Annotated in this window: 19 protein-coding genes and 2 pseudogenes; 6 read left to right on the top strand and 15 right to left on the bottom strand. The window is 72.4% G+C overall.

Going from position 1 to position 23,239, the window contains the following annotated elements; genetic code table 11:
• From FXO23_RS32545 to FXO23_RS32525, 5 genes and pseudogenes are all read right to left on the bottom strand, one after another.
• Positions 1 to 372 (bottom strand): annotated as a pseudogene (locus tag FXO23_RS32545) (lytic transglycosylase domain-containing protein); the annotation flags it as partial.
• Positions 373 to 735: 363 nt separating this feature from the next.
• Positions 736 to 1,254, bottom strand: coding sequence for a DUF501 domain-containing protein (locus tag FXO23_RS32540; RefSeq protein WP_158889326.1), 519 nt, complete (start codon positions 1,252 to 1,254; stop codon positions 736 to 738).
• 32 nt (positions 1,255 to 1,286) lie between these two features.
• A complete protein-coding gene (locus tag FXO23_RS32535) occupies positions 1,287 to 1,823 on the bottom strand; it encodes an FtsB family cell division protein (RefSeq protein ID WP_158889324.1) in 537 nt (178 codons plus the stop codon).
• A 6-nt stretch (positions 1,824 to 1,829) separates the two neighbouring features.
• On the bottom strand, positions 1,830 to 3,116 hold the full coding sequence (eno, locus tag FXO23_RS32530) for a phosphopyruvate hydratase (protein ID WP_158889322.1): 1,287 nt from the start codon (positions 3,114 to 3,116) through the stop codon (positions 1,830 to 1,832).
• 110 nt (positions 3,117 to 3,226) lie between these two features.
• Positions 3,227 to 3,691: a VOC family protein gene (locus FXO23_RS32525; RefSeq protein ID WP_158889320.1), complete on the bottom strand. Its 465-nt coding sequence runs from the start codon at positions 3,689 to 3,691 to the stop codon at positions 3,227 to 3,229.
• Positions 3,692 to 3,946: 255 nt separating this feature from the next.
• Here FXO23_RS32525 and FXO23_RS32520 point away from each other — a divergent pair, with 255 nt between their 5' ends.
• Both FXO23_RS32520 and FXO23_RS32515 read left to right on the top strand, forming a co-directional pair.
• Positions 3,947 to 4,351 (top strand): tetratricopeptide repeat protein, encoded by a 405-nt coding sequence (locus tag FXO23_RS32520; RefSeq protein ID WP_158889318.1) that lies wholly within the window; start codon positions 3,947 to 3,949, stop codon positions 4,349 to 4,351.
• Positions 4,352 to 4,426: 75 nt separating this feature from the next.
• Positions 4,427 to 5,314: an NAD(P)/FAD-dependent oxidoreductase gene (locus FXO23_RS32515; protein WP_158889317.1), complete on the top strand. Its 888-nt coding sequence runs from the start codon at positions 4,427 to 4,429 to the stop codon at positions 5,312 to 5,314.
• Here the strand turns inward: FXO23_RS32515 and FXO23_RS32510 are convergent.
• From FXO23_RS32510 to FXO23_RS32480, 7 genes and pseudogenes are all read right to left on the bottom strand, one after another.
• On the bottom strand, positions 5,298 to 6,134 hold the full coding sequence (locus tag FXO23_RS32510; protein ID WP_246258163.1) for a lysozyme family protein: 837 nt from the start codon (positions 6,132 to 6,134) through the stop codon (positions 5,298 to 5,300). The two genes, FXO23_RS32515 and FXO23_RS32510, sit on opposite strands and share 17 nt — an antisense overlap.
• Before the next feature lie 49 nt (positions 6,135 to 6,183).
• Positions 6,184 to 7,134 carry a nucleoside triphosphate pyrophosphohydrolase gene (locus FXO23_RS32505; RefSeq protein ID WP_158889316.1) on the bottom strand — a complete coding sequence of 317 codons (951 nt, stop codon included), beginning with the start codon at positions 7,132 to 7,134 and terminating at the stop codon, positions 6,184 to 6,186.
• Positions 7,131 to 8,171: a hypothetical protein gene (locus FXO23_RS32500; RefSeq protein ID WP_158889315.1), complete on the bottom strand. Its 1,041-nt coding sequence runs from the start codon at positions 8,169 to 8,171 to the stop codon at positions 7,131 to 7,133. Before FXO23_RS32500 ends, FXO23_RS32505 begins: the two co-directional genes overlap by 4 nt.
• 76 nt (positions 8,172 to 8,247) lie before the next feature.
• Entirely contained in the window at positions 8,248 to 11,829 is a 3,582-nt protein-coding gene (gene mfd / locus FXO23_RS32495) for a transcription-repair coupling factor (RefSeq protein ID WP_158889314.1), read from the bottom strand.
• Positions 11,830 to 11,937: 108 nt separating this feature from the next.
• A complete protein-coding gene (locus FXO23_RS32490; protein ID WP_425484930.1) occupies positions 11,938 to 12,969 on the bottom strand; it encodes an RNA polymerase sigma factor in 1,032 nt (343 codons plus the stop codon).
• Positions 12,924 to 13,358 (bottom strand): annotated as a pseudogene (locus tag FXO23_RS32485) (RNA polymerase sigma factor); the annotation flags it as partial. The pseudogene FXO23_RS32485 and the gene FXO23_RS32490, both read right to left, overlap by 46 nt.
• Before the next feature lie 70 nt (positions 13,359 to 13,428).
• Positions 13,429 to 14,088, bottom strand: coding sequence for a TetR/AcrR family transcriptional regulator (locus FXO23_RS32480; RefSeq protein WP_158889312.1), 660 nt, complete (start codon positions 14,086 to 14,088; stop codon positions 13,429 to 13,431).
• Between the two features lie 43 nt (positions 14,089 to 14,131).
• Between FXO23_RS32480 and FXO23_RS32475 the strand changes: the two genes are divergently transcribed.
• Together FXO23_RS32475 and FXO23_RS32470 are read left to right on the top strand one after the other, a co-directional pair.
• On the top strand, positions 14,132 to 14,458 hold the full coding sequence (locus FXO23_RS32475; RefSeq protein ID WP_158889311.1) for a rhodanese-like domain-containing protein: 327 nt from the start codon (positions 14,132 to 14,134) through the stop codon (positions 14,456 to 14,458).
• A 75-nt stretch (positions 14,459 to 14,533) separates the two neighbouring features.
• Positions 14,534 to 15,727 (top strand): PQQ-dependent sugar dehydrogenase, encoded by a 1,194-nt coding sequence (locus tag FXO23_RS32470; RefSeq protein ID WP_158889310.1) that lies wholly within the window; start codon positions 14,534 to 14,536, stop codon positions 15,725 to 15,727.
• Between the two features lie 107 nt (positions 15,728 to 15,834).
• Here the strand turns inward: FXO23_RS32470 and FXO23_RS32465 are convergent, their stop codons facing one another.
• The gene (locus FXO23_RS32465; protein ID WP_158889309.1) at positions 15,835 to 16,566 is read right to left on the bottom strand and encodes an SDR family NAD(P)-dependent oxidoreductase; all 732 of its coding nucleotides are present in this window, start codon (positions 16,564 to 16,566) and stop codon (positions 15,835 to 15,837) included.
• Between the two features lie 32 nt (positions 16,567 to 16,598).
• Between FXO23_RS32465 and FXO23_RS32460 the strand changes: the two genes are divergently transcribed.
• Positions 16,599 to 17,132, top strand: coding sequence for a MarR family winged helix-turn-helix transcriptional regulator (locus FXO23_RS32460; RefSeq protein WP_158889308.1), 534 nt, complete (start codon positions 16,599 to 16,601; stop codon positions 17,130 to 17,132).
• A 134-nt stretch (positions 17,133 to 17,266) separates the two neighbouring features.
• Positions 17,267 to 21,523 carry an nSTAND1 domain-containing NTPase gene (locus FXO23_RS32455; protein WP_158889307.1) on the top strand — a complete coding sequence of 1,419 codons (4,257 nt, stop codon included), beginning with the start codon at positions 17,267 to 17,269 and terminating at the stop codon, positions 21,521 to 21,523.
• Positions 21,524 to 21,584: 61 nt separating this feature from the next.
• Here the strand turns inward: FXO23_RS32455 and FXO23_RS32450 are convergent, their stop codons facing one another.
• Complete coding sequence (locus FXO23_RS32450; protein WP_158889306.1) at positions 21,585 to 22,547, bottom strand: hypothetical protein; 963 nt, start codon at positions 22,545 to 22,547, stop codon at positions 21,585 to 21,587.
• Positions 22,548 to 22,606: 59 nt separating this feature from the next.
• Positions 22,607 to 23,200 carry a TetR/AcrR family transcriptional regulator gene (locus FXO23_RS32445; RefSeq protein ID WP_179956938.1) on the bottom strand — a complete coding sequence of 198 codons (594 nt, stop codon included), beginning with the start codon at positions 23,198 to 23,200 and terminating at the stop codon, positions 22,607 to 22,609.
• Positions 23,201 to 23,239: the final 39 nt, after the last annotated feature.

The raw sequence follows: 23,239 nt of genomic DNA, 5'->3' as shown, positions 1-23,239 counted from the left end.
GTCGATGTGGCAGTTCGGCTGCTCCCGGGCCAGGATGTCGGCCGCGTTCCGGTACGCCTTCAGCGCGGTGCCCGGAATCCCCAGCGGGCCGTTCGGGAGCTCGTACGCGGGAAGGGGCAGGGGCGTGGGCGCCGAGGGGAGGCTGCCGTCCACGCCGATCTGGTTGATGCCGGGGTCGTAGCCGCCCTCGAGGGCGGCGTTGTCGGTCTGTTCGGTGCTGACCCGGTTGGTCCAGCTCGCTGCGCCATTGCTCGCCGCCACGGCGGGCAGCACGGCGAGCGTGCCGCTGACCACCGCGACGATCGTCTTGTGACGCAGCCCGATTCTTCGTGCCGCACCGGCGATGTTTCCGGTCACTCGCGACGCACGCACGCCTGCACTCTCCCCTTACGGCCGCCCATGGTGCTCGATGCTTTGATAGTCATCCGCCCGGTGTGAAGATTCCGTAGTAAGACTGCCGCAGCGGTCTGCCGGTTTCACCCCCGCCGGCGGCCCCGGGTTGCCCCGGACACCCAGATTCCCCCACCTGGCCCAACTATCTCCGCCGCCCGCCCCATCGTTACGCGCGAATCGGGAGCAAGGGACCTTTACTACGGAAGATCGGGAGCGGGGGACCTTTACTACTGTAGAAACGCAGCGAATCTCCCTTGCGTTTTTTCGGGCAACCGGTCGGGCGGCCATCCGGCCCCCTTCACGCGGGGTACCACGACCACGGCAACCCTCCCCGCCCGGCACCTACTCGCCGGACGGGGCGCAGTCACCGGAGGGCCAGCCGGTTGCCTTCAGCAGGGCCAGGGTTTCGTCACCGAACGGGTTGACCCCGGGACCGCACGCGAGCGTGTGCGCGAGGTGCACGTGCAGGCACTTGACCCGCCCCGGCATGCCACCCGCGGTCACCTGGTGACCGAGCGGCTCGATGGCGTCGCGCTGCGCGAGGTACGACTCGTGCGCGCGCCGGTACCGGTCGGCCAGTCCGGGATCGGCTTCCAGGCGCTCGGTCATCTCGCGCATCAGCCCGGACGCCTCCAACCGGCCGACCATCGACGCCAGCCGGGGGCAGGTCAGGTAGTAGAGCGTGGGAAACGGGGTGCCGTTCTCCAGGCGGGGATTGGTCTGGACGACCGCGGGATGGCCGCTGGGGCACCGCGCGGCGACGGCCCGCAACGCCCGCGGCGGGCGGCCGAGCTGTTCCCGGATGACCTCGCGGTCGGCATCGGTCACGGGCTCGAACTGGGGCGTTCCGGTGCTGCTCACGGCTACGAAGGTTAACGGGCGGGCAGACGGCACTAACCGGCGACGCCGCGCCAGAGGCGTTCGTACCACGCGCCGAGCGGGATCGACTGCTGCCCCGGCGCCTGGGGCTGCGAGGCCGGTTTGTCCTCGGGCAGCTGCACCATGTACGGCGTCTCCCCGGGCATCACGTACCGCAGGCGGCGCCGCGCCTCGGCCTCGATCTGCGCGGGATCGGAGAGCTGGTTCTTGCGCGCCTCGAGCTCGGCCACCTCGGCCTGCAGCTGCGCCCGGCGCTGCTGCTGCTCGGACACCTCGGAGCGCTGGGTGAGGTAGGTGCGCAACGGCACCGCGATGGTGAACGCCAGCGCGCACACCACGATGGCCACCACCGCGGCCCGCCGCGTGGTGGACATGCCGAGCACCTTGGCCGCACCGGAGGCCCGCTTCGCGCTGAGCCCGCGGCGCAGCCGTGCCTTTCCGGAGCCGTCCCGCCGGGACGCGGTGTCCCGCCGGGAACGCTCCGGGCGGCGGGCGGACGCGCCTTCCGCACGGCCGCCGCGCCGGCTGCGCTCCCTACCCCGCTCGGCCATGGGGGATCAGGGTTCCGGAGTGAATCTCGGGAAGGCCAGATCCCCGGCATACCTCGCCGCGTCGCCGAGGGTCTCCTCGATGCGCAGCAACTGGTTGTACTTGGCGACCCGCTCGCTGCGGGCCGGGGCGCCGGTCTTGATCTGGCCGACCCCGGTGGCCACCGCGAGGTCGGCGATCGTGGTGTCCTCGGTCTCGCCGGAGCGGTGGCTCATCATGCTCTTGTAGCCGTAGGAGGTGGCCAGGTTCACCGCGTCCAGCGTCTCGGACAGCGTGCCGATCTGGTTGACCTTGACCAGCAGCGCGTTCGCGGCGCGGCGGTTGATGCCCTCCTCCAACCGGTCCGGGTTGGTGACGAAGAGGTCGTCGCCGACCAGCTGCACCCGCTCGCCGATCTCCGAGGTGAGCCGCACCCAGCCGTCCCAGTCGTCCTCGGCCAGCGGGTCCTCGATGGAGACCAGCGGGTACGAGTTGATCAGGTCGGTGTAGTACCCGGCGAGCTGCTCGGCGCTCTTCTTCGCGCCTTCGAACGTGTAGGCGCCGTCGGCGAAGAACTCGGTCGCGGCCACGTCCAGCGCGAGCGCGACGTCGCGGCCCGGCGTGTACCCGGCCTTCTCGATCGCGGAGAGGATCAGGTCCAGCGCCTCGCGGTTGTTCGGCAGGTCCGGCGCGAACCCGCCCTCGTCGCCGAGGCCGGTCGCCAGCCCGCGGCCCTTGAGCACCGACTTCAACGAGTGGTAGACCTCGGCGCCCCAGCGCAGCGCCTCGCGGAAGGACTCGGCGCCGATCGGCGCGATCATGAACTCCTGGATGTCGACGTTCGAGTCCGCGTGCGAACCGCCGTTGAGGATGTTCAGCATCGGCACCGGCAGCACGTGCGCGTTCGGCCCGCCGAGGTAGCGGAACAGCTCCAGTTCGGCCGAGTCGGCCGCGGCCTTGGCCACCGCCAGCGACACGCCGAGCAGCGCGTTCGCGCCGAGGCGGGACTTGTCCGGGGTGCCGTCCAGGTCGACCAGCTTCTGGTCGACGATCCGCTGGTCGACGGCATCCACACCGGTGAGTTCGGGGCCGATCTCGTCGAGCACCGCGGCGACCGCGCGCTCCACGCCCTTGCCGCCGTAGCGCGCCGGGTCGCCGTCGCGCAGTTCGACGGCCTCGTGTTCGCCGGTGGACGCACCCGACGGGACCGCGGCCCGCGCCAGCGTGCCGTCCTCGAGGGCCACCTCCACCTCTACGGTCGGGTTGCCACGCGAATCCAGGATTTCGCGCGCGCCTACCTGCTCGATGACCGCCACACTCTGCTCCTCACCCGGTTGTGCCAGCGACGACGGCACCCAGCGTAGCCGTAGCCGATGATCACCCGTTGGAGGCACGCAGGCCAGTCGCGTTCGTCACGCGCCGTCGGTCATTCGGGGCGGACCTCCTGCCAGCCGGACGGCAGATCCACGGTGTCCGAGATCTGCTGCCAGAACGTCCAGCTGTTGCCGCCGATGTCCGGCACGGTGAACACCCGCGCGCCGTAGGGCTGGTCCTGCGGCCGGGACACGTCGGCGCCCTCGCCGAGCGCGGCGCACACCCGCTCGTACTGCGCCTCGACGTCGTCCACGTAAACGATGTTCAACTGGCCGACCGGGCCGTCCACGCCCTTGGCCTCCCAGTAGTCCGAGCCCACCCCGGCCAGCTGGATCTCCGCGTTCCCGGCCAGCACGGTCGCCTGGAACACGAGTCCGGCCGAATCGACGAACCGCACCTTCTCGGTGAAGCCGAAGACGCGGATGAGCCACTCCAGCGCCTCGGTGGCGTCTGCGTAGTAAAGGTAGGGCGCCAGGCCGAGGTACTCGGCGTGCCGCACATCCTGTTCGTCGCTCATGGCGGCCTAGTCCATCATGCCGACGCCCGAGCCCGACACCTCCCCTGGGCTTCTCGCGCCCAGCGGTTTTCTGTCGGTGGCCGGTGGCACCCTCTGGCCATGCCAGCCACCCCCGAGATCCCCGGCCGCGAACTACTCCCGGCACAACGGTCACGCGGACCTCCCGCGCGAGCGGATCGACGGCGCCACCGGGTACTGGCGCGGCCGTGAGAAGGGTCGAGAAAGTTACGCTTCGCAGGTAACGTCGAGTGGACCATGGTTGACGAGGAACCCACCCGGGATCATGCCGGCGAGGCCCGGTTCCAGGCGTTCCGTCAAGCAGAGGCGTTGGTCGAGCAACGACGCCCGCTGGACGCGCTGAAGGCACTGGAACCGGTGCTGGACGCCGAGCCGGACAAGCCCAGCGTGCAACTGCTCGCCGGACGCGCCTACTTCCACTCCGCCCAGCTCCGGCACGCCGAACAGGCCCTGACCCGGGTGGTCGAACTCGATCCGTCGGACCACTACGCGCGGTTCGTGCTGGGCCGGACCCTGCAACGGCTGGGCCGCCTGGTCGAGGCGCTGGCCCAGTTGCGGATGGCGTCGGCGATGAACCCGGTGCCCGCCTACCAGGAGGCGCTCGGCGAGGTCAGCGCGCGGATCGCGACCCAGAGCGGCTGACCTCGCACGCTCGGGAGTTTGTCAAACCGGCAAAGAACTTTGCCAACCTGGCCGCGGCTGCGGAAACTCGGTCGCATGAACGACACACAGAAATACGACGTGGCGATCGTCGGCGGCGGCCCGGCCGGGCTGAGCGCGGCACTGGTGCTGAGCCGGGCGCGGCGGCGGGTCGTGGTGGTGGACGCCGGAAATCCGCGCAACGCCCCGGCCGCCAACCTGCACGGCTACCTGTCCCGGGACGGCCTGTCCCCGGCCGAGCTGCTGCGGATCGGACGGGCCGAGGTGCGCGGGTTCGGCGGCGAGTTCGTCGAGGACACCGTGCTCCGGGCGCGGCACGACCGGGCCCTCGAACTGGCCGGTGGCCGGGTGATCGAGGCGCGGCGGCTCCTGGTGACCACCGGACTCACCGATGAACTGCCGGACATCCCGGGCGTGGCCGAGCTGTGGGGCGGCGACGTGCACCACTGCCCGTACTGCCACGGCTGGGAGGTGCGCGACCGGCCGGTCGGCGTGCTGGGCTCGGTGCACCACGCGCTGCTGCTGCGGCAGTGGACCGACGACCTGATCTTCTTCCCGCACACCGGCGAAATCGGTGACGAGGACGCCCGGCGGCTCGGGACCACCCGCGTGGCGCCGGGCAAGGTGGAGCGGCTGGTGATCGAGAACGGGCGGCTGGCCGGGATCGCGCTGGCCGACGGGACCGTGGTCGCGCGCGAGGCGCTGTTCGTGCGGCCGGTGTTCGTGCCCAAGGACGCGCTGCTCGGCTCGCTGGGCTGTGCGCGGGACGGCGACGGTCTGGTCACCGTGGACCGCACCGGGCGGACCAGCGTGCCGTGGGTGTGGGCCGCCGGGAACACCGTCGATCCGGCCGCCTCGATCATCACCGCGGCCGGCGACGCGGCCCGCGCGGCGGGCGCGCTCAACGCCGATCTGGTCGAGGAGGACGTCACGCGGGCGGGTTAGCGGCGGCGTAGGCGTCGGCGCCGCTGAAGACCTCCTGCCCGTAGGCCACCGACTGGTTGTAGGTGAGGACCGCGCCCCACCAACCGTCCGGAGTGGACAGATCGGCGCCGCCGGAGCACAGGTACCGCGCCGCGGTGAGCGCCGAATCGTCGATGTTCTGCGGATCCGCCGGATTGCCGTCGCCGTTCGCGCGGGCCGCCCAGCGCTGCCAGGTCGCGGGCAGGAACTGCATCGGACCGACCGCGTGGTCCCAGGTGGCGTCGCCGTCCAGCCGGCCGCCGTCGGTGTCCCGCACCGCCTGCACCCCGGGCGAACCGTCCAGCACCGGCCCGACGATCGGCTTGGTCAGGCGTCCGTCCGCGCCCACCTCGGCGCCGTTGAAGTGCCCGTGCTGCGATTCGACCCGGCCGATTCCGGCCAGGGTGACCCAGGAGAGCTTGCAGCCGGGCCGGTCCGACCGCATCCACATCTCGGCCCGGCCGTAGGCCGCGAGCACCCGCGCGGGCACCTGGATGATCCGGGTGATGCGCTTGGACCACGCGTCGAGCGCCGCCTCGTCGGAGGCCTTCGGCCGGTCCTCCGGGGCGGCCAGCGCCGGCCGGGGCGCGGTCGCCCCCGGCGGCGGTTTGAGCTGCGGCACCACGAACTCCGGCTGCGGCGGCTCGGGTTCCGGATCGTCCCTGGTGATGCCGATGGTCAGGACCAGCACCAGGCCGGTCACGATGAGTGCACCGGCGAGGACCAGCCGGGCGACATACCGGCGGGGTGGCCCGGGAGGCATCGGCGCCGGAGCGGTACGCGACTGGGTGGGTTCGACCACCCGAACAGGTTACTGGCCCGGGCGCTCCGAAAGTGCGCGCACTTTCGGATCAGCGCGGCCAGTAGCGGCGCCAGCCCTCGGCTTCCAGGGTCGCCGGGTCGAGGCCGTCGGCCCGGGCGGCGCGTTCGGCGGCCCGCACTTGTCCGGCGAACCGCTTGGCCACCGCGCGCAACTCGCCCTCCGGATCGATCCCGGCCCGTTTGGCGCCCGCCGCCACCCGGAACAGCTGGGCGGCGGGTTCGGAACCGCCCGGGAACAGGTCGAACGGGATCCCGGCGCGGCCGGTGCGCTGCCCGAGCTTCCCGGCCAGCGCGGCCGCGGGCTGGCCGAGCGCGACTCCGTCCACAATGGACTCCCGCCGCTTCTCGGCCTGCTTGAGCTCCTCCCACTTCACTTCCTGGTGCTCGGCCGTGTGCACCCGGGCCGCGTCGGCGAAGACGTGCGGGTGGCGGCCGACGAGTTTGGCCACCAGTTCCCCGGCGACCTCGTCGATGTCGAACGGGTCCTGCGCGTGCTCGGACGCGACCCGGGCGTGGAAGAGCACCTGGAGCAGCACGTCCCCGAGTTCCTCGCGCAGGGCGGCGCGGTCGTTCTGCTCGATCGCGTCGAGGAGTTCGTAGGTCTCCTCGACCAGGTACTGGCGCAGCGATTCGTGCGTCTGCACGGCGTCCCACGGGCAGCCGCCGGGCGAGCGGAGCCGGTCCATCACCTCGGCGGCCTCGAGCAGGCCCGAACCGGGCCACCGCGGCGACTCGACGCGCCGCGCCCCGGCCGAAAGCAACGCCGCCGCACCCGGTTCCGCGGGCGACGCGGCGATCAGCACGACCGGCTCGGCGAGGAGTTTCTCCGGATCCGGCGCCGGTTCCACGCCGAACTCGGCCGGATCGGCGTCGGAGGCCGCGTACACCGGCCGCGGCCCGCGCAGTTCGGGCACCGCGGCTGCGGGCAGCACAGACGGCGCGCCCCGGGCGATCAGGACGACGGTGCTTTGCGGGCTCACGGTTGCGCGGCGCGGGCGGGGTACAGGTAGCCCACGGTCTCCTCGGCGCGCGGCGCGACCTTGTTGCCGATCGGGTCCCAGACGCCGTAGCGCGGACTGACCTGCACGTTCAGCTCGGGCACGACCCGGGACACCAGCCGCCTGCCGATCTTGCTCAGCAGGCCCTCCGGGATCTCCGGGACGATCTGGGCTTCCTTCTCGGTGAGCGCCGCGTTCTCGTTCCGGTTGGTGATCAGGCCGACCACCCAGGCCGTGCTCGCGCCGCCTTCGGCCGCCTGGCCCATGCTCTGCGAACTGAGCGGGAAGGCGACCACGGTGCCCGGCGCCGAGCTGAACAGCGCGCTGCTGGAGAGTTCGAACTCCTGGTTCCGGGACACCAGCAGGCCGCTGACCAGGCTGAGCGTCTCGTTGTTCAGCGGCCGGGCGCCGTCCTGCCCGGACGCGGCGATCACCTGCTGCGCGTTCGCCGGTTCGGCGGCGAGCTGCGCCGCGAGTTTCTTCGCGACGGTCCTGGTGTCGCCGCTGTCGATGAGCGCGCCCTCGAAGGTGACCGCGAGCCGCTGCAGGTACTTGGCGCCGAGTTCGCCCTGGAGCACCTCGTTGCGCACCACCTGGGTGGTGTCGAAGGCGGCGTCGGCGGCCAGGCCGAGCTGCGCCTCGATGCCGTCCTGGCCGATCTGCTGCGCGAGCGCGGCCTTCGCGGCCTCGCGCTGCGCGACCATCCCCGCGAGTTCCTTCTCGTCGACACGCAGGCCCTCGCGCTGGGCCGCCTTCTCGGTGGCCTGGTAGAGGACCTCGCGGGTGAGGATCTCGCGCGAGAGCAGATCCAGCTTGTGCTGCTGGGCGAGCGTCCTGGCGAAGTCGCTGGACGCGAGCACCTTGTCCACCCGGGACTGGATCTCGTCCACGGACACGGTCTCCCCGCCGGTGATGACCGCGGTGTTCATCCGGCCCGGCCCGGAACCGCAACCGGCGAGCAGCAGGGAGGCGGCAAGAACTGCGAGCAGCGCCCGGGGGCGGCCGATGATCCTCATCACAACCCCAACCCTCTCACAACCGCACCGCGTGAACACACCCCCACGCGCTGTTCGCCTTGTCCCCCGCGGCATTCGGTCACGAGCCGACGGGAGCGGGGGACTTGGTGAGCTGGGTGAGGAGTTTCGCGCACCAGTCGAGGAGGGCCTCGTCGCGCAGCGGGGGCGCGCCCATCCGGCCGCCCGCCGGGCCCTCGGTCGGCTTGGGCACCGACACCGTGTTGGTCACCGCCTTGAACACGGCCTTCGGGTACAGGCGCTTGAGCCGGACCAGTTGCGAATCGGCGAGCGGCAGCGGGGCGAACCGGATCGTGTTGCCCTGGGTGGACACCTCGGTGACCCCGGCGGCCCGGCAGGCGTGCCGGAACGTGGCCACCGCGAGCAGCCTGCGCACCGGCGCGGGGGGCTGGCCGTACCGGTCGATCAGCTCCTCTTCCACCGCGTGCAGGCCCTCGGCGTCCGGCGCGGCGGCGATCTTGCGGTACGCCTCCAGCCGCAGCCGCTCCCCCGGCACGTAGTCGTGCGGGATGTGCGCGTCCACCGGGAGATCCACCCGGACCTCGGTCGGCGTCTCGTCCTCCCCGGCGGGTTCGGCCCCGGCGTGCTTGCGGAACACGTCCACCGCCTCGCCGACCAGCCGCACGTACAGGTCGAAGCCGACGCCCGCGATGTGCCCGGACTGCTCGGCGCCCAGGATGTTCCCGGCGCCGCGGATCTCCAGGTCCTTCATCGCGACCGCCATGCCCGCGCCCAGTTCGGTGTTCTGCGCGATGGTGGCCAGCCGGTCGTGCGCGGTCTCGGTCAGCGGCGCCTCGGGCGGGTACAGGAAGTACGAGTACCCGCGCTCGCGCCCGCGGCCGACCCGGCCGCGCAGCTGGTGCAGCTGCGCCAGGCCCAGCAGATCGCCGCGCTCGACGATCAGGGTGTTCGCGTTCGAGATGTCCAGCCCGGTCTCCACGATCGTCGTGCAGACCAGCACGTCGAACTCGCGGGCCCAGAACCCCTCGATGATCTTCTCCAGCTTGTCCTCGTTCATCTGCCCGTGCGCGGTGACCACCCGCGCCTCCGGTACCAGCTCGCGCAGCCGCCGCGCGGCCTTCTCGATCGAGGAAACCCGGTTGTGCACGTAGAAGACCTGGCCGTCGCGCAGCAGCTCGCGCCGGATCGCGGCGCCCACCTGCTTGTCGTCGTACGCGCCGACATAGGTCAGGATCGGGTGCCGGTCCTCGGGCGGGGTGAGGATCGTGGACATCTCCCGGATCCCGGCCAGCGACATCTCCAGCGTCCGCGGGATCGGCGTCGCGGACATGGTGAGCACGTCGACGTGCGTGCGCAGCGCCTTGATGTGCTCCTTGTGCTCGACCCCGAACCGCTGCTCCTCGTCCACGATCACCAGGCCGAGGTCCTTGTACCGGATTCCGGTCTGCAGCAGGCGGTGCGTCCCGATCACGATGTCCACCTCGCCCGAGGCCAGCCCCTCGAGCACACCGTCCACTTCGGACTTCACGGTGAACCGGGACAGGCCCTTGATGGTCACCGGGAAGGACCGCATCCGCTCGGTGAACGTGTTCAGGTGCTGCTGCGCGAGCAGGGTGGTGGGCACCAGGACGACCACCTGCTTGCCGTCCTGCACCGCCTTGAACGCCGCCCGCACCGCGATCTCGGTCTTGCCGTAGCCCACGTCCCCGCAGATGACCCGGTCCATCGGCACGCCGCGTTGCATATCGGCCTTGACCTCGTCGATGGCCGCGAGCTGATCGGCGGTCTCGACGAACGGGAACGCGTCCTCCAGTTCGGACTGCCACGGGGTGTCCGGCCCGAAGGCGTGCCCGGGCGCCGCCTGCCGCGCCGCGTAGAGCTGCACCAGCTCGGCGGCGATCTCCTTGACCGCCTTGCGCGCCTTGGCCTTCGTGTTCTTCCAGTCCGAGCCGCCGAGCTTGTTCAGCGTCGGCAGTTCGCCGCCGACGTACCGGGAGACCTCGTCGAGCTGATCGGTGGGCACGAACAACCGGTCGCCCGGCTGGCCCCGTTTGGACGAGGCGTACTCCAGCAGCAGGTACTCGCGGGTCGCGCCGCCGACCGTCCGCTGGACCATTTCCACGAACCGCCCGATGCCGTGCTGATCGTGCACCACGTAGTCGCCGGACTTCAGCGCGAGCGGATCGACCGCGTTGCGCCGCCGCGACGGCATCTTGGTGTTCAGGTCCCTTGTGGACGATCCGGCGCTCGCGCCGCGGCCGGTGAGATCGGCCTCGCTGAGCACCACCAGGCCCAGTTCCGGCGCCACGAACCCGTCGGACAGGCCGCCGCAGGTGACCGTGACCACCCCGGTGGCGGGCGCGGCGGTCACCCCGTCCTCCGCGAGGGTGGCCGGGACCTCGGCCCCGGAGAGCTGCTCCACCGCGCGCGCCGCGGTGCCGTGCCCGGCGACCACCAGCACCGCCGCCCCGCCCGCCGCGGTGTGCGCGCGCAGCTCGGTCGCCGCCCGCTCGAGATCGCCCCGGTAGGCGGGCGCGGCCTCGATGCCGACCCGGTGGACGTCCGCGTCCTCGGAGGTGAGCTGGGACAGCGTCCACCACGGGCGCCCGGTCTCGCCCGCGTGCTTGGCCACTTCGGCCAGATCGCGGTACGCGGACGCGCCGAGGTCGATCGGCGCCTGGCCGCCGCCCGCCGCGGTGGTCCAGGACGCCTCCAGGAACTCCTGCCCGGTCCGCACCAGATCGTGCGCCCGCGCGCGGATCTTCTCCGGATCGCACAGCAGCACGTGGGTGCCCTTCGGCATCGCGTCGGTGAGCAGTTCCAGCTCGCCGTCGCACAGCACCGGGATGAGCGCTTCCATTCCCTCGCAAGGGATTCCGTCGGCCAGTTTGGTGAGCATCTCGGCCAGCTGGGCGTCCGCCGCGTGCTCGGCCGCCAGTTTCGCGGCCCGCGCCTTGACGTCGGCGGTGAGCAGGATCTCGCGGCACGGCGGCGCGACGACCTCGCCGATCTCGCCGGGCAGCGAGCGCTGGTCGGACACCGCGAACGCACGGATCTCGCTGACCTCGTCGCCCCAGAACTCCACCCGGCACGGGTGGTCGGCGGTCGGCGGGAAGACGTCCAGGATCCCGCCGCGCACCGCGAACTCGCCGCGCTTCTCGACCATGTCGACACGCGTGTAGGCGAGTTCGACCAGCCGGTCGAGCACGCCTTCGAACTCCTGCTCCTCGCCCACCCGCAGCTCGACCGGGGCCAGCGCGCCCAGGCCGGGCGCCATCGGCTGGATCAGGCTGCGCACGGTCGCGACCACCACGCGCAGGCCGCCGTGGCCTTCGCCGGTGAGCCGGTGCAGCACGTCCATCCGGCGGCCGACGGTGTCCGCACGCGGTGACAACCGCTCGTGCGGCAGCGTCTCCCAGGACGGGAAGTCGGCCACCGCGGCCGCGCCGACCAGCCCGGACAGCGCGGCGGTCAGCTCGTCGGCCTCGCGCCCGGTGGCGGTGACCGCGAGCACCGGACGGCCGGCCCCCTGCTCGGCGGCCAGCGCGGCGGCCACCAGCTGCCGGATCGTGGTCGGCCCCTGCAGGTCGAGCAGTGGCGCACCGGCGCGCTCGAGGACCCCGCGCAGCGCGGGGTCGCCGAGCACGGCGGACAGCAGTCCGGAAAGAGCAGCGTCGGTCACCGAAAAGTCCCCTTTTGACCAAGACGGGCGCACGCCCGCCCGGGCCGGATCCGGGCGGGGTGTCTCGCGTCCAGGGTACGTCGCGGCACCGACAGCCCGCCGACCCCGCTAGTCGAGGTAGTCCCGGAGGGGCTGAGCCCGGGAGGGATGCCGCAGTTTGGCCATGGTCTTCGACTCGATCTGCCGGATCCGTTCGCGGGTGACGCCGTAGACCTGGCCGATCTCGTCCAGGGTCCGCGGCCGCCCGTCGAGCAGGCCGAACCGCAGCCGGACCACGCCCGCCTCCCGTTCGGACAGCGTGCTCAAGATGCCGTCGAGCTGGTCCCGCAGCAGCTCGAACGACACCGACTCCACGGCGTCCACGGCCGAGGTGTCCTCGATGAAGTCGCCGAGCGGGGTGTCGCCGTCGTCGCCGACGGTCTGGTCCAGGCTGATCGGCTCCCGGGCGTGGTCCTGGATCTCCCGCACCTTCTCCGGGGTGAGTTCGGCGGCGTGCGCGAGTTCTTCGACGGTCGGGGTGCGGCCGAGGTCGAGCAGCAGTTCCCGGTGGATCCGCCCCAGCTTGTTGATCACCTCGCCGAGGTGCACCGGGATCCGGATGGTCCGCCCCTGGTCGGCCGTGGCCCGGGTGATCGCCTGCCGGATCCACCAGGTGGCGTACGTGGAGAACTTGAAACCCTTGGTGTAGTCGAACTTCTCGACCGCGCGGATCAGCCCGACGTTCCCTTCCTGGATCAGGTCGAGCAGGTCCAGGCCCCGGCCGGTGTGGCGCCGGGCGAGCGAGACGACGAGCCGCAGGTTCGCCTCCAGCAGGTGGTTCTTCGCCCGCCTGCCGTCGGCCGCGACCCGTTCGAGATCGCGCCGCAGTTCCGGGCCGAGCGACCCGCCCGAGCGCAGCCGCTCACCCGCGTACAGCCCGGCCTCGATCCGTTTCGCGAGGTCGACCTCCTGTTCCGCGTCGAGCAGCGCCACCCGCCCGATCTGCCCGAGGAACGCGCGGACCGAATCGGTGGCGCTCACCTCCACCGGAACTCCCGGTTCACCTTCGCCCGGGCGCGGAACAGGTGCACCGAGACGGTCGCGGGCTCGCAGCCCAGGATGTCGGCGATCGATTCGCGGTCCAGTCCGAAGTAGTGGCAGAGCAGGTACGCCACGCGCTGCCGGTCCGGGAGGGTGTCGATGAAGTCGAGCGCGAGCCGCAGTTCGGGATAGCGGTCGACCGGCAGCACGGCCACCTGCCAGGTCTGCTCGGTCCGGTCGTCGAGCGGTGCCTCGGCCTGTCGCTGGCGGTGCCGCTGCCGCCAGCGGTCGAGCGCCTGCTTGCCGACGATCGCCAGGTACCAGCCGCGCGCCCGCCCGGGATCCCGCAGGGTGTGGATCTTGCAGGCCGCCTTGACGGTGGCGTCCTGGAGGATGTCCTCGGCGTCCTGCGCCGACCCCAGGATCGACGCGGCGGCGGCGAAGGCGGCGTCGGCGTGCTCGAGGTAAAGGGGCTCGACCAGCGCCCAGTCGGCCAGTGCGGCGCTCATGGCTCTCCTCCGTGGATCCGCGGACCGCACCCCCGGCGGCCCCTTCACCTCTTCAGACGTTGCCCGCCGCTCAACGCTTTACCGCTCGCGCTGATTCCCCGGGGTCGCCGGTGAGCACCAGCGCGGCGAGCGCGCGGATCCCGTCGCGCAGCCTGGCCAGGGAGTAGTCCCCGGCGAGGGCCTTGCGCTGGTCGGACGCGAGCGGGGCGAGCAGCATGTGCGCGAAGAAGTCGGCGTCGAGTTCCGGCCGTGCCTCGTGCACGAGCAGTTCGGTGTGCCGGTGCCAGAACGCGTACGCGCCGACGCGGTACCGCGCCCCCGCGCTGGCGGTCTCCGACATGTGCACCAGATCGAGGTTCGCGTCGAGGAAATCCGCGTACGTGGTGAGGAAGGCGAGCAGCCGGTCACCCGCGGGCGCGCCGGGACCGAGCGGTGGCGCGCCGCGCAGCACGGCTTCCTGCAGTTCGCTTTCCCGCGCGCCGAGGAGTTCGGCGGCCAGGCCCGCCTTGTCCCCGAACCGCCGGAACAGGGTCCCCTTGCCCACCCCGGCCTCGGCGGCGATCTGGTCCATCGACACCGCGCCGACCCCGTGCTCGGCGAACAGCCGCTCGGCCGCCTGGACGATCCGCTCGCGGTTGCGCGCCGCGTCGGCCCGTTCCCGGGGCGGCTTCCTGCCGATGGACAGCAGCTCCCTTGCATAACCGGACTGTGGTCCGTTATCGTCGTTCATCAGATACGGACTCTAGTCCACTTACCTGGGAGGAGCACTGCTCATGACGGAACTGATCAGCCGCGCGGACCTGCGGGCGGCCATCGAGGCCGGTGCGGTCACGGTGATCGACGCGCTCGGCGAGCACTACTGGGCGAAGCAGCACCTGCCCGGCGCGGTGCCGCTGGTCGCCGACGAGGTCGCCGAGCGGGCGGCCGGGCTGCTGCCGGACAAGGCGGCGGCGATCGTCACCTACTGCTCGAACCCGGCCTGCGGCAACAGCCAGGCGGTCGCGTCGAAACTGGAGGGCCTCGGGTACACGAACGTGCGCAAGTACCGCGAGGGCATCGAGGACTGGACCGCGGCGGGCCTGCCGGTGGAATCCCGGTAAGCGATTCCCTGGAAATCCGCGGTGGAAACGATCCGCCGGGGGTGAAAACCGGGCGGAGCGGGGACAATCGGTCGTATGCGCAAGATCGTGCCCCTGCTCTGCCTGGTGGCCGTCGCGTCCGGGTGCACCGCCGAGCCGCCCGCGTCCGCGAGGCCATCCGCCGCGACCGTGCCGACCGCGCCGCCCGGTGCCGTCGCGCTGCGGGTGGACGAGGTCACCGGCGGCCTGGAACACGGCTGGGACATCGGCTTCCTGCCCGACGGCAAGGTGCTGGTGACCCAGCGGCCCGGGCGGCTCGCCCTGCTCGCCGGGACCGCACCCGGTTCCGCGGTCACCGAGGTGGCCGCGGACTTCGGGGACGTGCTGGTGCGGGGCGAGGGCGGGCTGATGGGCTTGGTGGTGCATCCCGACTTCGAGCGTTCGCGGCGGTTCACCACCTGCCAGACGCACACCGAGGGCGGCCGCGCGGTGGACGTCCGGCTGGTGACCTGGACGCTGGCACCCGACGGCCGGAGCGCGGCGCGCGCCGGGGACCTGCTGACCGGGCTGCCGGTCAACCCGAGCGGGCGGCATTCGGGATGCCGCCCGACCCTGGCGCCGGACGGCGCGCTGCTCGTCGGCACCGGCGACTCGGCCCGCCCGGCGATCGCGCAGGACCGGCACAGCCTCGGCGGCAAGGTGCTGCGGATCGACCTGAACACCGGGAAGGGATTGCCCGACAACCCGTTCGCCGGTTCCCCCGATCCGAACGAGCAGCGGCTCTACACCTACGGGAACCGCAACGTCCAGGGGGTCGCGGTGCGGCCGGGCACCGATCAGGTCTTCCTGTCCGAGCACGGGCCGACGGTGAACGACGAGATCAACCCGCTGCGCAAGGGCGGCAACTACGGCTGGGACCCGTCCCGCGGCGGCACCGAGGACTCCTACGACGAGAGCGTCCCGATGACCGACACCGACCGGTTCCCGGACGCCATCCGTCCACTGTGGACCAGCGGCGGGATCACCGAGGCCATCTGCGGCGCGGCCTTCGTGTCCGGGCCGCAATGGGGCCCGCTCGACGGGCGGCTGGCCGTGGTCGCCCTCAAGGGCCAGAAGCTGCTGATGTTCACCGTGGACGGTGGCGGCCAGGTGACCGAGGTGTGGCTGCCGCGCGAGTTCGACGACAAGTACGGCCGCCTGCGCGCCGCCCGCACCGGCCCGGACGGCGCCCTCTACGTCACCACCTCCAGCGGCGGCAACGACAAACTCCTCCGCGTCACCCCCGCCTGATCAGATGTCATGAGGGGTCCCCTCCTAACACCGGCTTTCATGAGGGGACCCCTCCAGACAAAATTTGTCCGGAGGGGTCCCCTCATGAAAGCTGTGCGACTCGCGGATCAGTGGCCGAGGTGGGCGCCGCCGTTGACGTGGAGGATCTGGCCGGTGACGTGCCGGGCGCCCGGGGAGGCGAGGAAGGCGACGGTTTCCGCGATGTCGTCGGGTTCGCCGGGGCGTTTGGTGCGGGTGTTCTCGACCAGCTTGGTCCGGAGTTCGTCGCTGAGTTTGCCGTGGAAGAACTCGGTGTCCACGATCAGCCCGGGCGCCACGACGTTCGCGGTGATGCCGCGCGGGCCGAGGGTGGTCGCCAGTTCGGCGTTCCACGCCTCCACCGCCGCCTTCGCCGCGCCGTAGGAACCCGCGCCCGTGCGGGCGGCGATCGAGCCGATGGTGACCAGCCGCGCGTGGTCGGCCAGCCGCGGGGTCAGCGCGGCGGTCACCAGAACCGCGGAGAGCACGTTGGCGTCGAAATTCGCCCGCCAGCCCGCGGCGAGCGCCGCGAGATCGGTTTCCGCGGGGCTTTCCGCCCGCAGATCGGTGTTCCCGCCCGCGTTGTTCACCAGGACGTCGACGGTCGCGGGCAGGTCCGCGAGCGCGCCGGTGACCGCGGCCGGATCGGCGGCGTCGAAGGCGACGTACTTCGCGCCCAGCAACATCGCCGCCTCGGCGAGCACCTGTTCGCGCCGCCCGGTGATGGTCACCCGGTCGCCCAGCTTCGCGAATCGGGCGGCGATCGCGTAACCGATTCCCGTCCCGCCACCGGTGACCACGACTTCTCTTGCCTCAGTCAAAACCCCAAGTCCTTTACTGTTAAAGTAACTACATGAGCGACGCTACGCCCGGCTCCGGGAAACCGTCAAGCGACGAGGTGGACGCGATCCAGCGGGCCTGGCTGCGCGAACGTCCCGGCACGCCGGTGTCGTCGATCGGCGTGATCACGCGCATCTGGCGGATCGCGAAACTGCTGGACGAGGACCGGCGGCGGACGATGATCCGCCTCGAGATGGACGCCGCCACCCGCGACCTGCTCAGCACCCTGCGCCGCGCTGGCCCGCCCTACCGGCTGGCCTCCGGCGAACTGGCCCGGCGCGCCCTGGTCAGCGCGGGCGCGATCTCCCAGCGGGTGGCCCGCGCCGAACGCGACGGCCTGGTGCGGCGGGTGCGGTCCGGTGCGGACGGCCGCGGTGTGCTGGTCGAACTGACCGACCGCGGCCACGCCCTCATCGAACGGACCGTGGACGATCTGCTGCGGCACGAGGAATCCCTGCTCTCCGCGCTTTCGGCGGACCAGCGCGAGCAACTCGCCGATCTCCTCCGCGTGCTGCTCGCGGATTTGACCGAACGAGTGGAGAGTTAGCGGGTCAATCGTTCGCGCTGCGCACAAAACTCCACGTCTCCCCTCCGAACGGGTGATAATCATCCCTTTTCCCGGTCGCCGGGTTTTAATTGGCGCCGGGGAGGCGGCCGCCGCGCGGTTGGGGGAGTCGAGCGATGGAATTCCGGGTCCTGGGCCCGTTGGAAATGTGGGTCGATGATCGCCGGGTGGCGCTGGGCTCGGCCAAGCAGCGCTGCGTGCTGGCCGTGCTCCTGATCGGCGCGGGCCGCCCGCATCCGGTCGAATCGCTGATCGACCGGGTCTGGGGCGAGGATCCGCCGACCCAGGTCCGCGGCGCGCTCTACAGCTACATCAGCAGGCTGCGGCGGATCCTGCGCGACGCGCGGACCGGCCCGGAGATCGCGATCCGGCAGCGGGGCGGCTGCTACCTGCTGGACTGCCCCGCCGAGCGGATCGATCTGCACCGGTTCGAGGCGCTCACCCGCCGGGCCCGCGACGTCGCGGATGCCGCCGAGCGGGCCGAACTGCTGCACCAGGCCCTCGAACTCTGGGGCGGGCCACCGCTGCAGGACCTCGCCGGCCGGTGGGCCGAGGAGATCCGGGAAAGCCTGCGGCGGCAACGCGTCCGGGTGTGCGCCGCGTGGGGCCAGGCGATGATCGACCTCGGGCGGTACGCCGAAGCGGGCGAACGGCTCGAACGCGAACTCGGGGAAAGCCCGCTGGCCGAACCGCTCGTCGGTCAGCTCATGGTTTCCCTGTGGCGGCAGGGCCGGCCGGCCGAGGCGCTGGCCACCTACGCCGCGCTGCACCGGCGGCTGGACGGCGAACTCGACGTGGAACCGGGGCCCGCCCTGCAGGAACTGCACCGGCGCATCCGGTCCGCGGCCACCCCACCGGCCGCCGATCTCGGTTTCGCACCGTCCTGGACACCGGATTCCCGGGAAGTTCCGGCCCCGGCCGCCGAACCGGTGCGATCCGCGCCGCCGGAGCGCCGCGTCCCGGCGGGCGAGGCCCCCTACCTGGGCCTGCGCACCTTCCAGGCCGAGGACGCCGCGCGCTTCTTCGGCCGCCAGGCCCTGCTGGACGAACTCCTGGGCCGCCTGGCGGACCAGCGGTTCCTCGCGGTGTTCGGGCCGTCCGGCAGCGGCAAGTCCTCGCTGCTGCGGGCGGGCCTGCTCGCCGCGATCCGCGCGGACCGGGTGCCCGGGTTCACCGGCTGGACGTCCGTCCTGCTCACCCCGGGCGAGCACCCGCTGCGCGAACTCGCCGCCCGCCTCGCCGCGGCCACCGGCACGCCCGCGGCCGCGCTGCACCGGAACCTGACCGCCGATCCGGCCTGCCTCGGCCCGCTGCTGCGCGGGTCCGGGACCACCGGATCGGCGGCCCTGCTGCTGATCGACCAGTTCGAGGAGATCTTCACCCTGTGCGCGGACGACCAGGAACGGGCGCACTTCATCGAGGCGCTCCTCTCGGTCGTGAACACCCCGTCCGTCCCCGCCCGGGTCGTCCTCGGCGTGCGCGCCGACTTCTACCCCTCGTGCGCGGAGTTCCCCGCGCTCATCGCCCTGTTGCGCGACCAGCAGGTGCTCGTCGGGCCGATGGCGGAAGCCTGCCTGCGCGCGGTGATCGAAGAGCCCGCCCGGTTCGCCGGGCTGACCGTGGAACCGGCGCTGGTCGAAACCGTGCTGGCCGACGTGCTCGGCGAACCCGCGGCGCTGCCGCTGATCTCCCACGCGCTGCTGGAAACCTGGCGGCGCCGGGACGGCGACGTGCTCACCGTCGGCCACTACGTCCGGGCGGGCGGCGTCCGCGGCGCCATCGCGCAGAGCGCGGACGAGGTCTACGCCGGTCTCGACCCCGGGCAGCGGGCGATCGCGCGCGAGGTCTTCCTGCGGCTGACCGTTCCCGGGGAAGGCCCCGAGGACACCCGGCGGCGCGCCCACCGCCGCGAACTGCTCGGCCGGGCCGATTCCGGCGAGGTCGCCGAGGTGCTCGCGCATCTGGCCGACGCCCGGCTGATCAGCCTCGACGAGGACACCGTGACCGTCACCCACGAGAGCCTGATCCGGGGCTGGCCGACCCTGCGGAACTGGATCAACGAGGACCGCGAACTGCTCCGGGCCCACCGCCGCCTGACCGAGCACGCGCTGGAATGGGACCAGCACGGCCGGGACGAGGGCATGCTCTACCGCGGTTCCCGGCTGGCCCTGTGGCGCGACCGCGCGACCGATCGGCTCAACGACGTGGAACGGGCTTTCCTCACCGCGAGCCGGCGCCACGCGGAACGGGAACTCACCGCGCGCCGCCGCCGGATCCACGCCGCGCTCGCCGGGCTCGGCGCCGCCCTGGTGGTCCTGCTCGTGCTCACCTCGGTCGCGCTGGTGCAGGCCGATCGCGCGGCACGCGAACGCAACCAGGCACGGGTGGGCCAGCTGATCGCCGACGCCCGGAACCTGCTGCCGCTGGATCCCGAACTCTCCTTGGCACTGGCCGGAAAGGCGGTCGAACGCGAGCCGAGCGAACCGGCTCAGGCCGTGCTCGCCCAGTCGCTGGTGGAATCCCGGGTGCGGGCCACCTTCACCGGTCACCAGGGGCCGGTCCTGGGGGTCGACGTCAGCCCGGACGGCGCCCGGGTGGCCGGGGCGGGCGCCGACGGAACCGTGCGGATCTGGCCGGTCGCCCGCGACCGCGAGCCGGTCGTGCTCACCGGTCACCGGGGTCCCGCGCTCGCCGTCGCCTTCAGCCCGGACGGCACGCGAGTCGCCAGCGCCGGTGCCGACGGAACCGTGCGCGTCCGGCGCGCCGACGGCACCGGGGAACCCGCGATCCTGACCGGCCACCAGGGCGCGGTGGCCGCCGTCGCCTTCAGCCCGGACGGCACGCGAGTCGCCAGCGCGGGCGCCGACGGAACCGTGCGCGTCCGAACCGCCGACGGCACCGGGGAACCCGCGATCCTGACCGGCCACGCGGGCAAGGTGCTGGGCGTCGCGTTCGATCCGCGGGGTGCGCGGGTGGCCAGTTCCGGCGCGGACGGCACCGTGCGCGTCTGGGATCCGGCGAGCGCACGCGCCCTCGCCGTCCGGGCCGATCCCGGTGGCCCGGTCGCGGCCGTCGCCTTCAGCCCGGACGGCGGGCGCGTCGCCGCGGGTGGCGCGGACGGCCGGATCCGGATCTGGCCCGCGGCGGATGACGGGCCGCCGGTGGTGCTCTGGCCCCACCGGGACAGCGTCAAATCGGTGGCGTTCGGCCAGGACGGGCAGCACGTGCTCAGCGGCGGGCAGGACCGCACGGCCCACGTCGTGCAGGCCGAGGACCGCGGGGACGCGGTCGTCCTGCGCGGGCACGGCGGGCCGATCCGGGCCGTGGCGTTCGGCCCGGGCGACCGGCTGGCCGCCACCGCGGGCGACGACGGCACCGTGCGGCTCTGGGATCCCAGCCCGAAACCGGGACTCCGCGTCCTGGCCGGGCACCCCGGAGCCGTCCAGGACGTGGCGCTGAGCCCGGATTCGCGGCGGCTGGCCACCGCGGCCGAAGACGGGACCGCGCTGATCCACCGGATCGACGGCTCCGCGCCCGCGGTGCCGTTGCGCGGCCACCGCGGTCCGGTCCGGGGCGTGGCGTTCGGCCCGGGCGGGCGGCTGGTCGCGACCGCGGGCGACGACGGCCAGGTGCGCGTCTGGGACGGCGACCGGCCCGTCACTGTCCTCAGTGGACATAAAGGTCCGGTGTGGAGTGTCGCGTTCGGACCGGACGGCCGGATCGTCGCGAGCGGCGGCGAGGACGGCACCGTGCGGATCCGGCCGATCGACGGGAACGGCCCGGAAACCGTGCTGCACACCGGCGGGGGCGCCGCCCGGGACGTCGCGTTCAGCCCGGACGGCGCCCGGTTGGCCGCCGCCGACGCCACCGGTGTCGTGCGAGTGTGGTCGTTGCCCGGCTCCGGCGCGCCGCGGATCCTGCCCGGGGCCGACGGGATGCGGACCGTGGCGTTCAGCCCGGACGGCGCGTTCCTCGCGGGCGCGGGCAACGACGGCACGATCCGCGTCTGGCCCAGCCGCGGCGAGGGCGCGCCGGTCCTGCTCACCGGCCACTACAGCCTGGTCTTCGGGCTGGCGTTCAGCCCGGACGGCCAGTTCCTGGCCAGCGTCGGCAACGACGCGAAGGTGCGCCTGTGGCGCTGGGCCACCCGCCGGGAACCGGTCGTGTTCGAACGGCACGTCCCGGCCCCCGTCACCAGCGTGGCGTTCGGCGCGGACAACCTGCTCACCGTCGGGCGGGGCGACGGCACCACCGACGCCTGGACCTGCGAGGTGTGCGTCCCGGCCGATCGGCTCAGCGCCCTCGCCCGGCAGCGCCACCCGCGGGAACCGACCCCGGCCGAACGCCGCCAGTACCTCCACGACGAACCGTGACGGCGAGCTCGGCCCACTCCCCTGTGGCGGGCCGAGCTCGCGCCCCCAGGCCCCCCCAGGCCTACTGGTCCCCGCAGACCCGCGCGATCCGCAGCAGCGCCGGGGCGTAGCCCGCCCTGCTCTGCAGGATCTCGATCGGGTCGGTGACCGGTTTGGTCGCACTCGCCTTGATGGCCGCGTAATTGGCCTCGGCCTTCGCGCAGTCGTACGGCAGCAGGCCCGCGTTCGCGCCGCTGGCGGGCCAGTTCCGGAAGTGACCCGCCAGCGCGGGCTTGCCGATGCTGGGATCGAGTTCGTTCATCGCCGCGACGGTGGCCGCGTTGTGCCACACGTCCTGGCGGCCCGAACTGCCCGCCTGGTAGGTCCAGGCGCCCGAGCCAGCGTCGAAGTGGCCCCGCACGTGGTCCCGCCAGGCCCGGACCTTCGCCAGCACGGTGTCCGCGATCAGGCCGCGCTTCTGCGCCTGCCACAGGAACCAGGCGCCCGCCGCCGAAACGTTCCACACGCACGGCTTCCCGGCGTCGTAGCGGTGCTCGGAATAGGCCGCGCACTTCCCGCCCGCCGCGAGCGGGATCCGGTCCAGCCAGCCCGCGATCTCCCGCATCCGGTCGGCGGGCACCCCGCCGCCGTCGTACCCCGCGATCAGGGTCCAGCCGACGTGCCAGGCCCCGGTGATCGTGTAGGCCGTGGTCGCGGGATTCGTGGTCCCGTCGCCATACGCGTCGTAGGCCGCCCCGAGCCCGTAGGCCGTGGTGGGCGTGCGCAGCCCGTAGAGCCGGTCCAGCCAGTCCCGGGTCCGCTGGTCCTGCCACCCGACCTTCTGCCCGGCGTACCACGCGAGCGAGGCGACGAACTGTGCCCGGACGTACCGCCCGGACGTGTCCGCCCTCGCCACGGCCGCGACCGATTCGTCGTAGGTCTGGTCGGCCAGTTGCGTCCACTTGCCACCGGCCGCCGACGCGGTGACCGAGCCGAGGGCGCACACCGCCAGCGCCGCCACGAACGCCTTCCTGAAGAACCCCATGACACCTCCCGATTGCCCTGCCGGACACCCTCGGGGGTGGACCTTGCAAACACCTTGAATCAGTGCAGGCGCAGTTTCGGTTTGTGTTCCAGATGGGACAGGCCGTTCCAGGCCAGGTTCACCAGATGGGCGGCGACCTCGTCGCGTTTGGGCTTGCGGGCGTCCAGCCACCACTGGCCGGTCAGGGCCACCATGCCGACGAGCGCCTGCGCGTACAGCGCGGCCAGCTTCTCGTCGTACCCGCGCGCCGTGAACTGCTGCCCGAGAATATGTTCGACCTGACTCGCGATGTCGTTGAGCAAAGTGGAGAACGTCCCGGTGGAACTGGCGACCGGCGAATCGCGCACCAGTATCCGGAAACCGTCGTGCGAATCCTCCACGTAACTGAGCAGCGCGACCGCGGCCTGTTCGAGCATCGCCTTCGGATGCCCACCGTGCAAAGTGGACACCATCCGGTCGAGCAGCGACTGGGTCTCCCGGTCGACGACGACCGCGTAGATCCCTTCCTTACCGCCGAAGTGCTCGTACACAACGGGTTTCGACACGTTCGCCCGGTGCGCGATCTCCTCGATCGAGGCGCCGTCGAACCCCTTCTCGGCGAAGAGCTCTCTCGCCACGTTGAGAAGCTGTTGCCTGCGCTCGGTACCGGTCATCCGCACCCGAGTCACCGGAGCAGCAGGTCGCGCTCCGGT

This window comes from Amycolatopsis anabasis, assembly GCF_009765355.1.
Classification (GTDB): Bacteria; Actinomycetota; Actinomycetes; order Mycobacteriales; family Pseudonocardiaceae; genus Amycolatopsis; species Amycolatopsis anabasis.
Note: the sequence above shows the minus strand (reverse complement) of the source record. Positions and strands in the feature narration are given on the sequence as shown.

Excerpts from the sequence above, each read along its gene's own strand:
- FXO23_RS32470 (WP_158889310.1), top strand. The coding sequence starts at position 14,534 with ATGCGCAAGATCGTGCCCCTGCTCTGCCTGGTGGCCGTCGCGTCCGGG.
- FXO23_RS32480 (WP_158889312.1), bottom strand. The coding sequence starts at position 14,088 with ATGAACGACGATAACGGACCACAGTCCGGTTATGCAAGGGAGCTGCTG.
- FXO23_RS32515 (WP_158889317.1), top strand. The coding sequence starts at position 4,427 with ATGAACGACACACAGAAATACGACGTGGCGATCGTCGGCGGCGGCCCG.
- FXO23_RS32475 (WP_158889311.1), top strand. The coding sequence starts at position 14,132 with ATGACGGAACTGATCAGCCGCGCGGACCTGCGGGCGGCCATCGAGGCC.
- FXO23_RS32455 (WP_158889307.1), top strand. The coding sequence starts at position 17,267 with ATGGAATTCCGGGTCCTGGGCCCGTTGGAAATGTGGGTCGATGATCGC.
- FXO23_RS32520 (WP_158889318.1), top strand. The coding sequence starts at position 3,947 with ATGGTTGACGAGGAACCCACCCGGGATCATGCCGGCGAGGCCCGGTTC.
- FXO23_RS32450 (WP_158889306.1), bottom strand. The coding sequence starts at position 22,547 with ATGGGGTTCTTCAGGAAGGCGTTCGTGGCGGCGCTGGCGGTGTGCGCC.
- FXO23_RS32460 (WP_158889308.1), top strand. The coding sequence starts at position 16,599 with ATGAGCGACGCTACGCCCGGCTCCGGGAAACCGTCAAGCGACGAGGTG.
- FXO23_RS32525 (WP_158889320.1), bottom strand. The coding sequence starts at position 3,691 with ATGAGCGACGAACAGGATGTGCGGCACGCCGAGTACCTCGGCCTGGCG.
- FXO23_RS32445 (WP_179956938.1), bottom strand. The coding sequence starts at position 23,200 with ATGACCGGTACCGAGCGCAGGCAACAGCTTCTCAACGTGGCGAGAGAG.
- FXO23_RS32535 (WP_158889324.1), bottom strand. The coding sequence starts at position 1,823 with ATGGCCGAGCGGGGTAGGGAGCGCAGCCGGCGCGGCGGCCGTGCGGAA.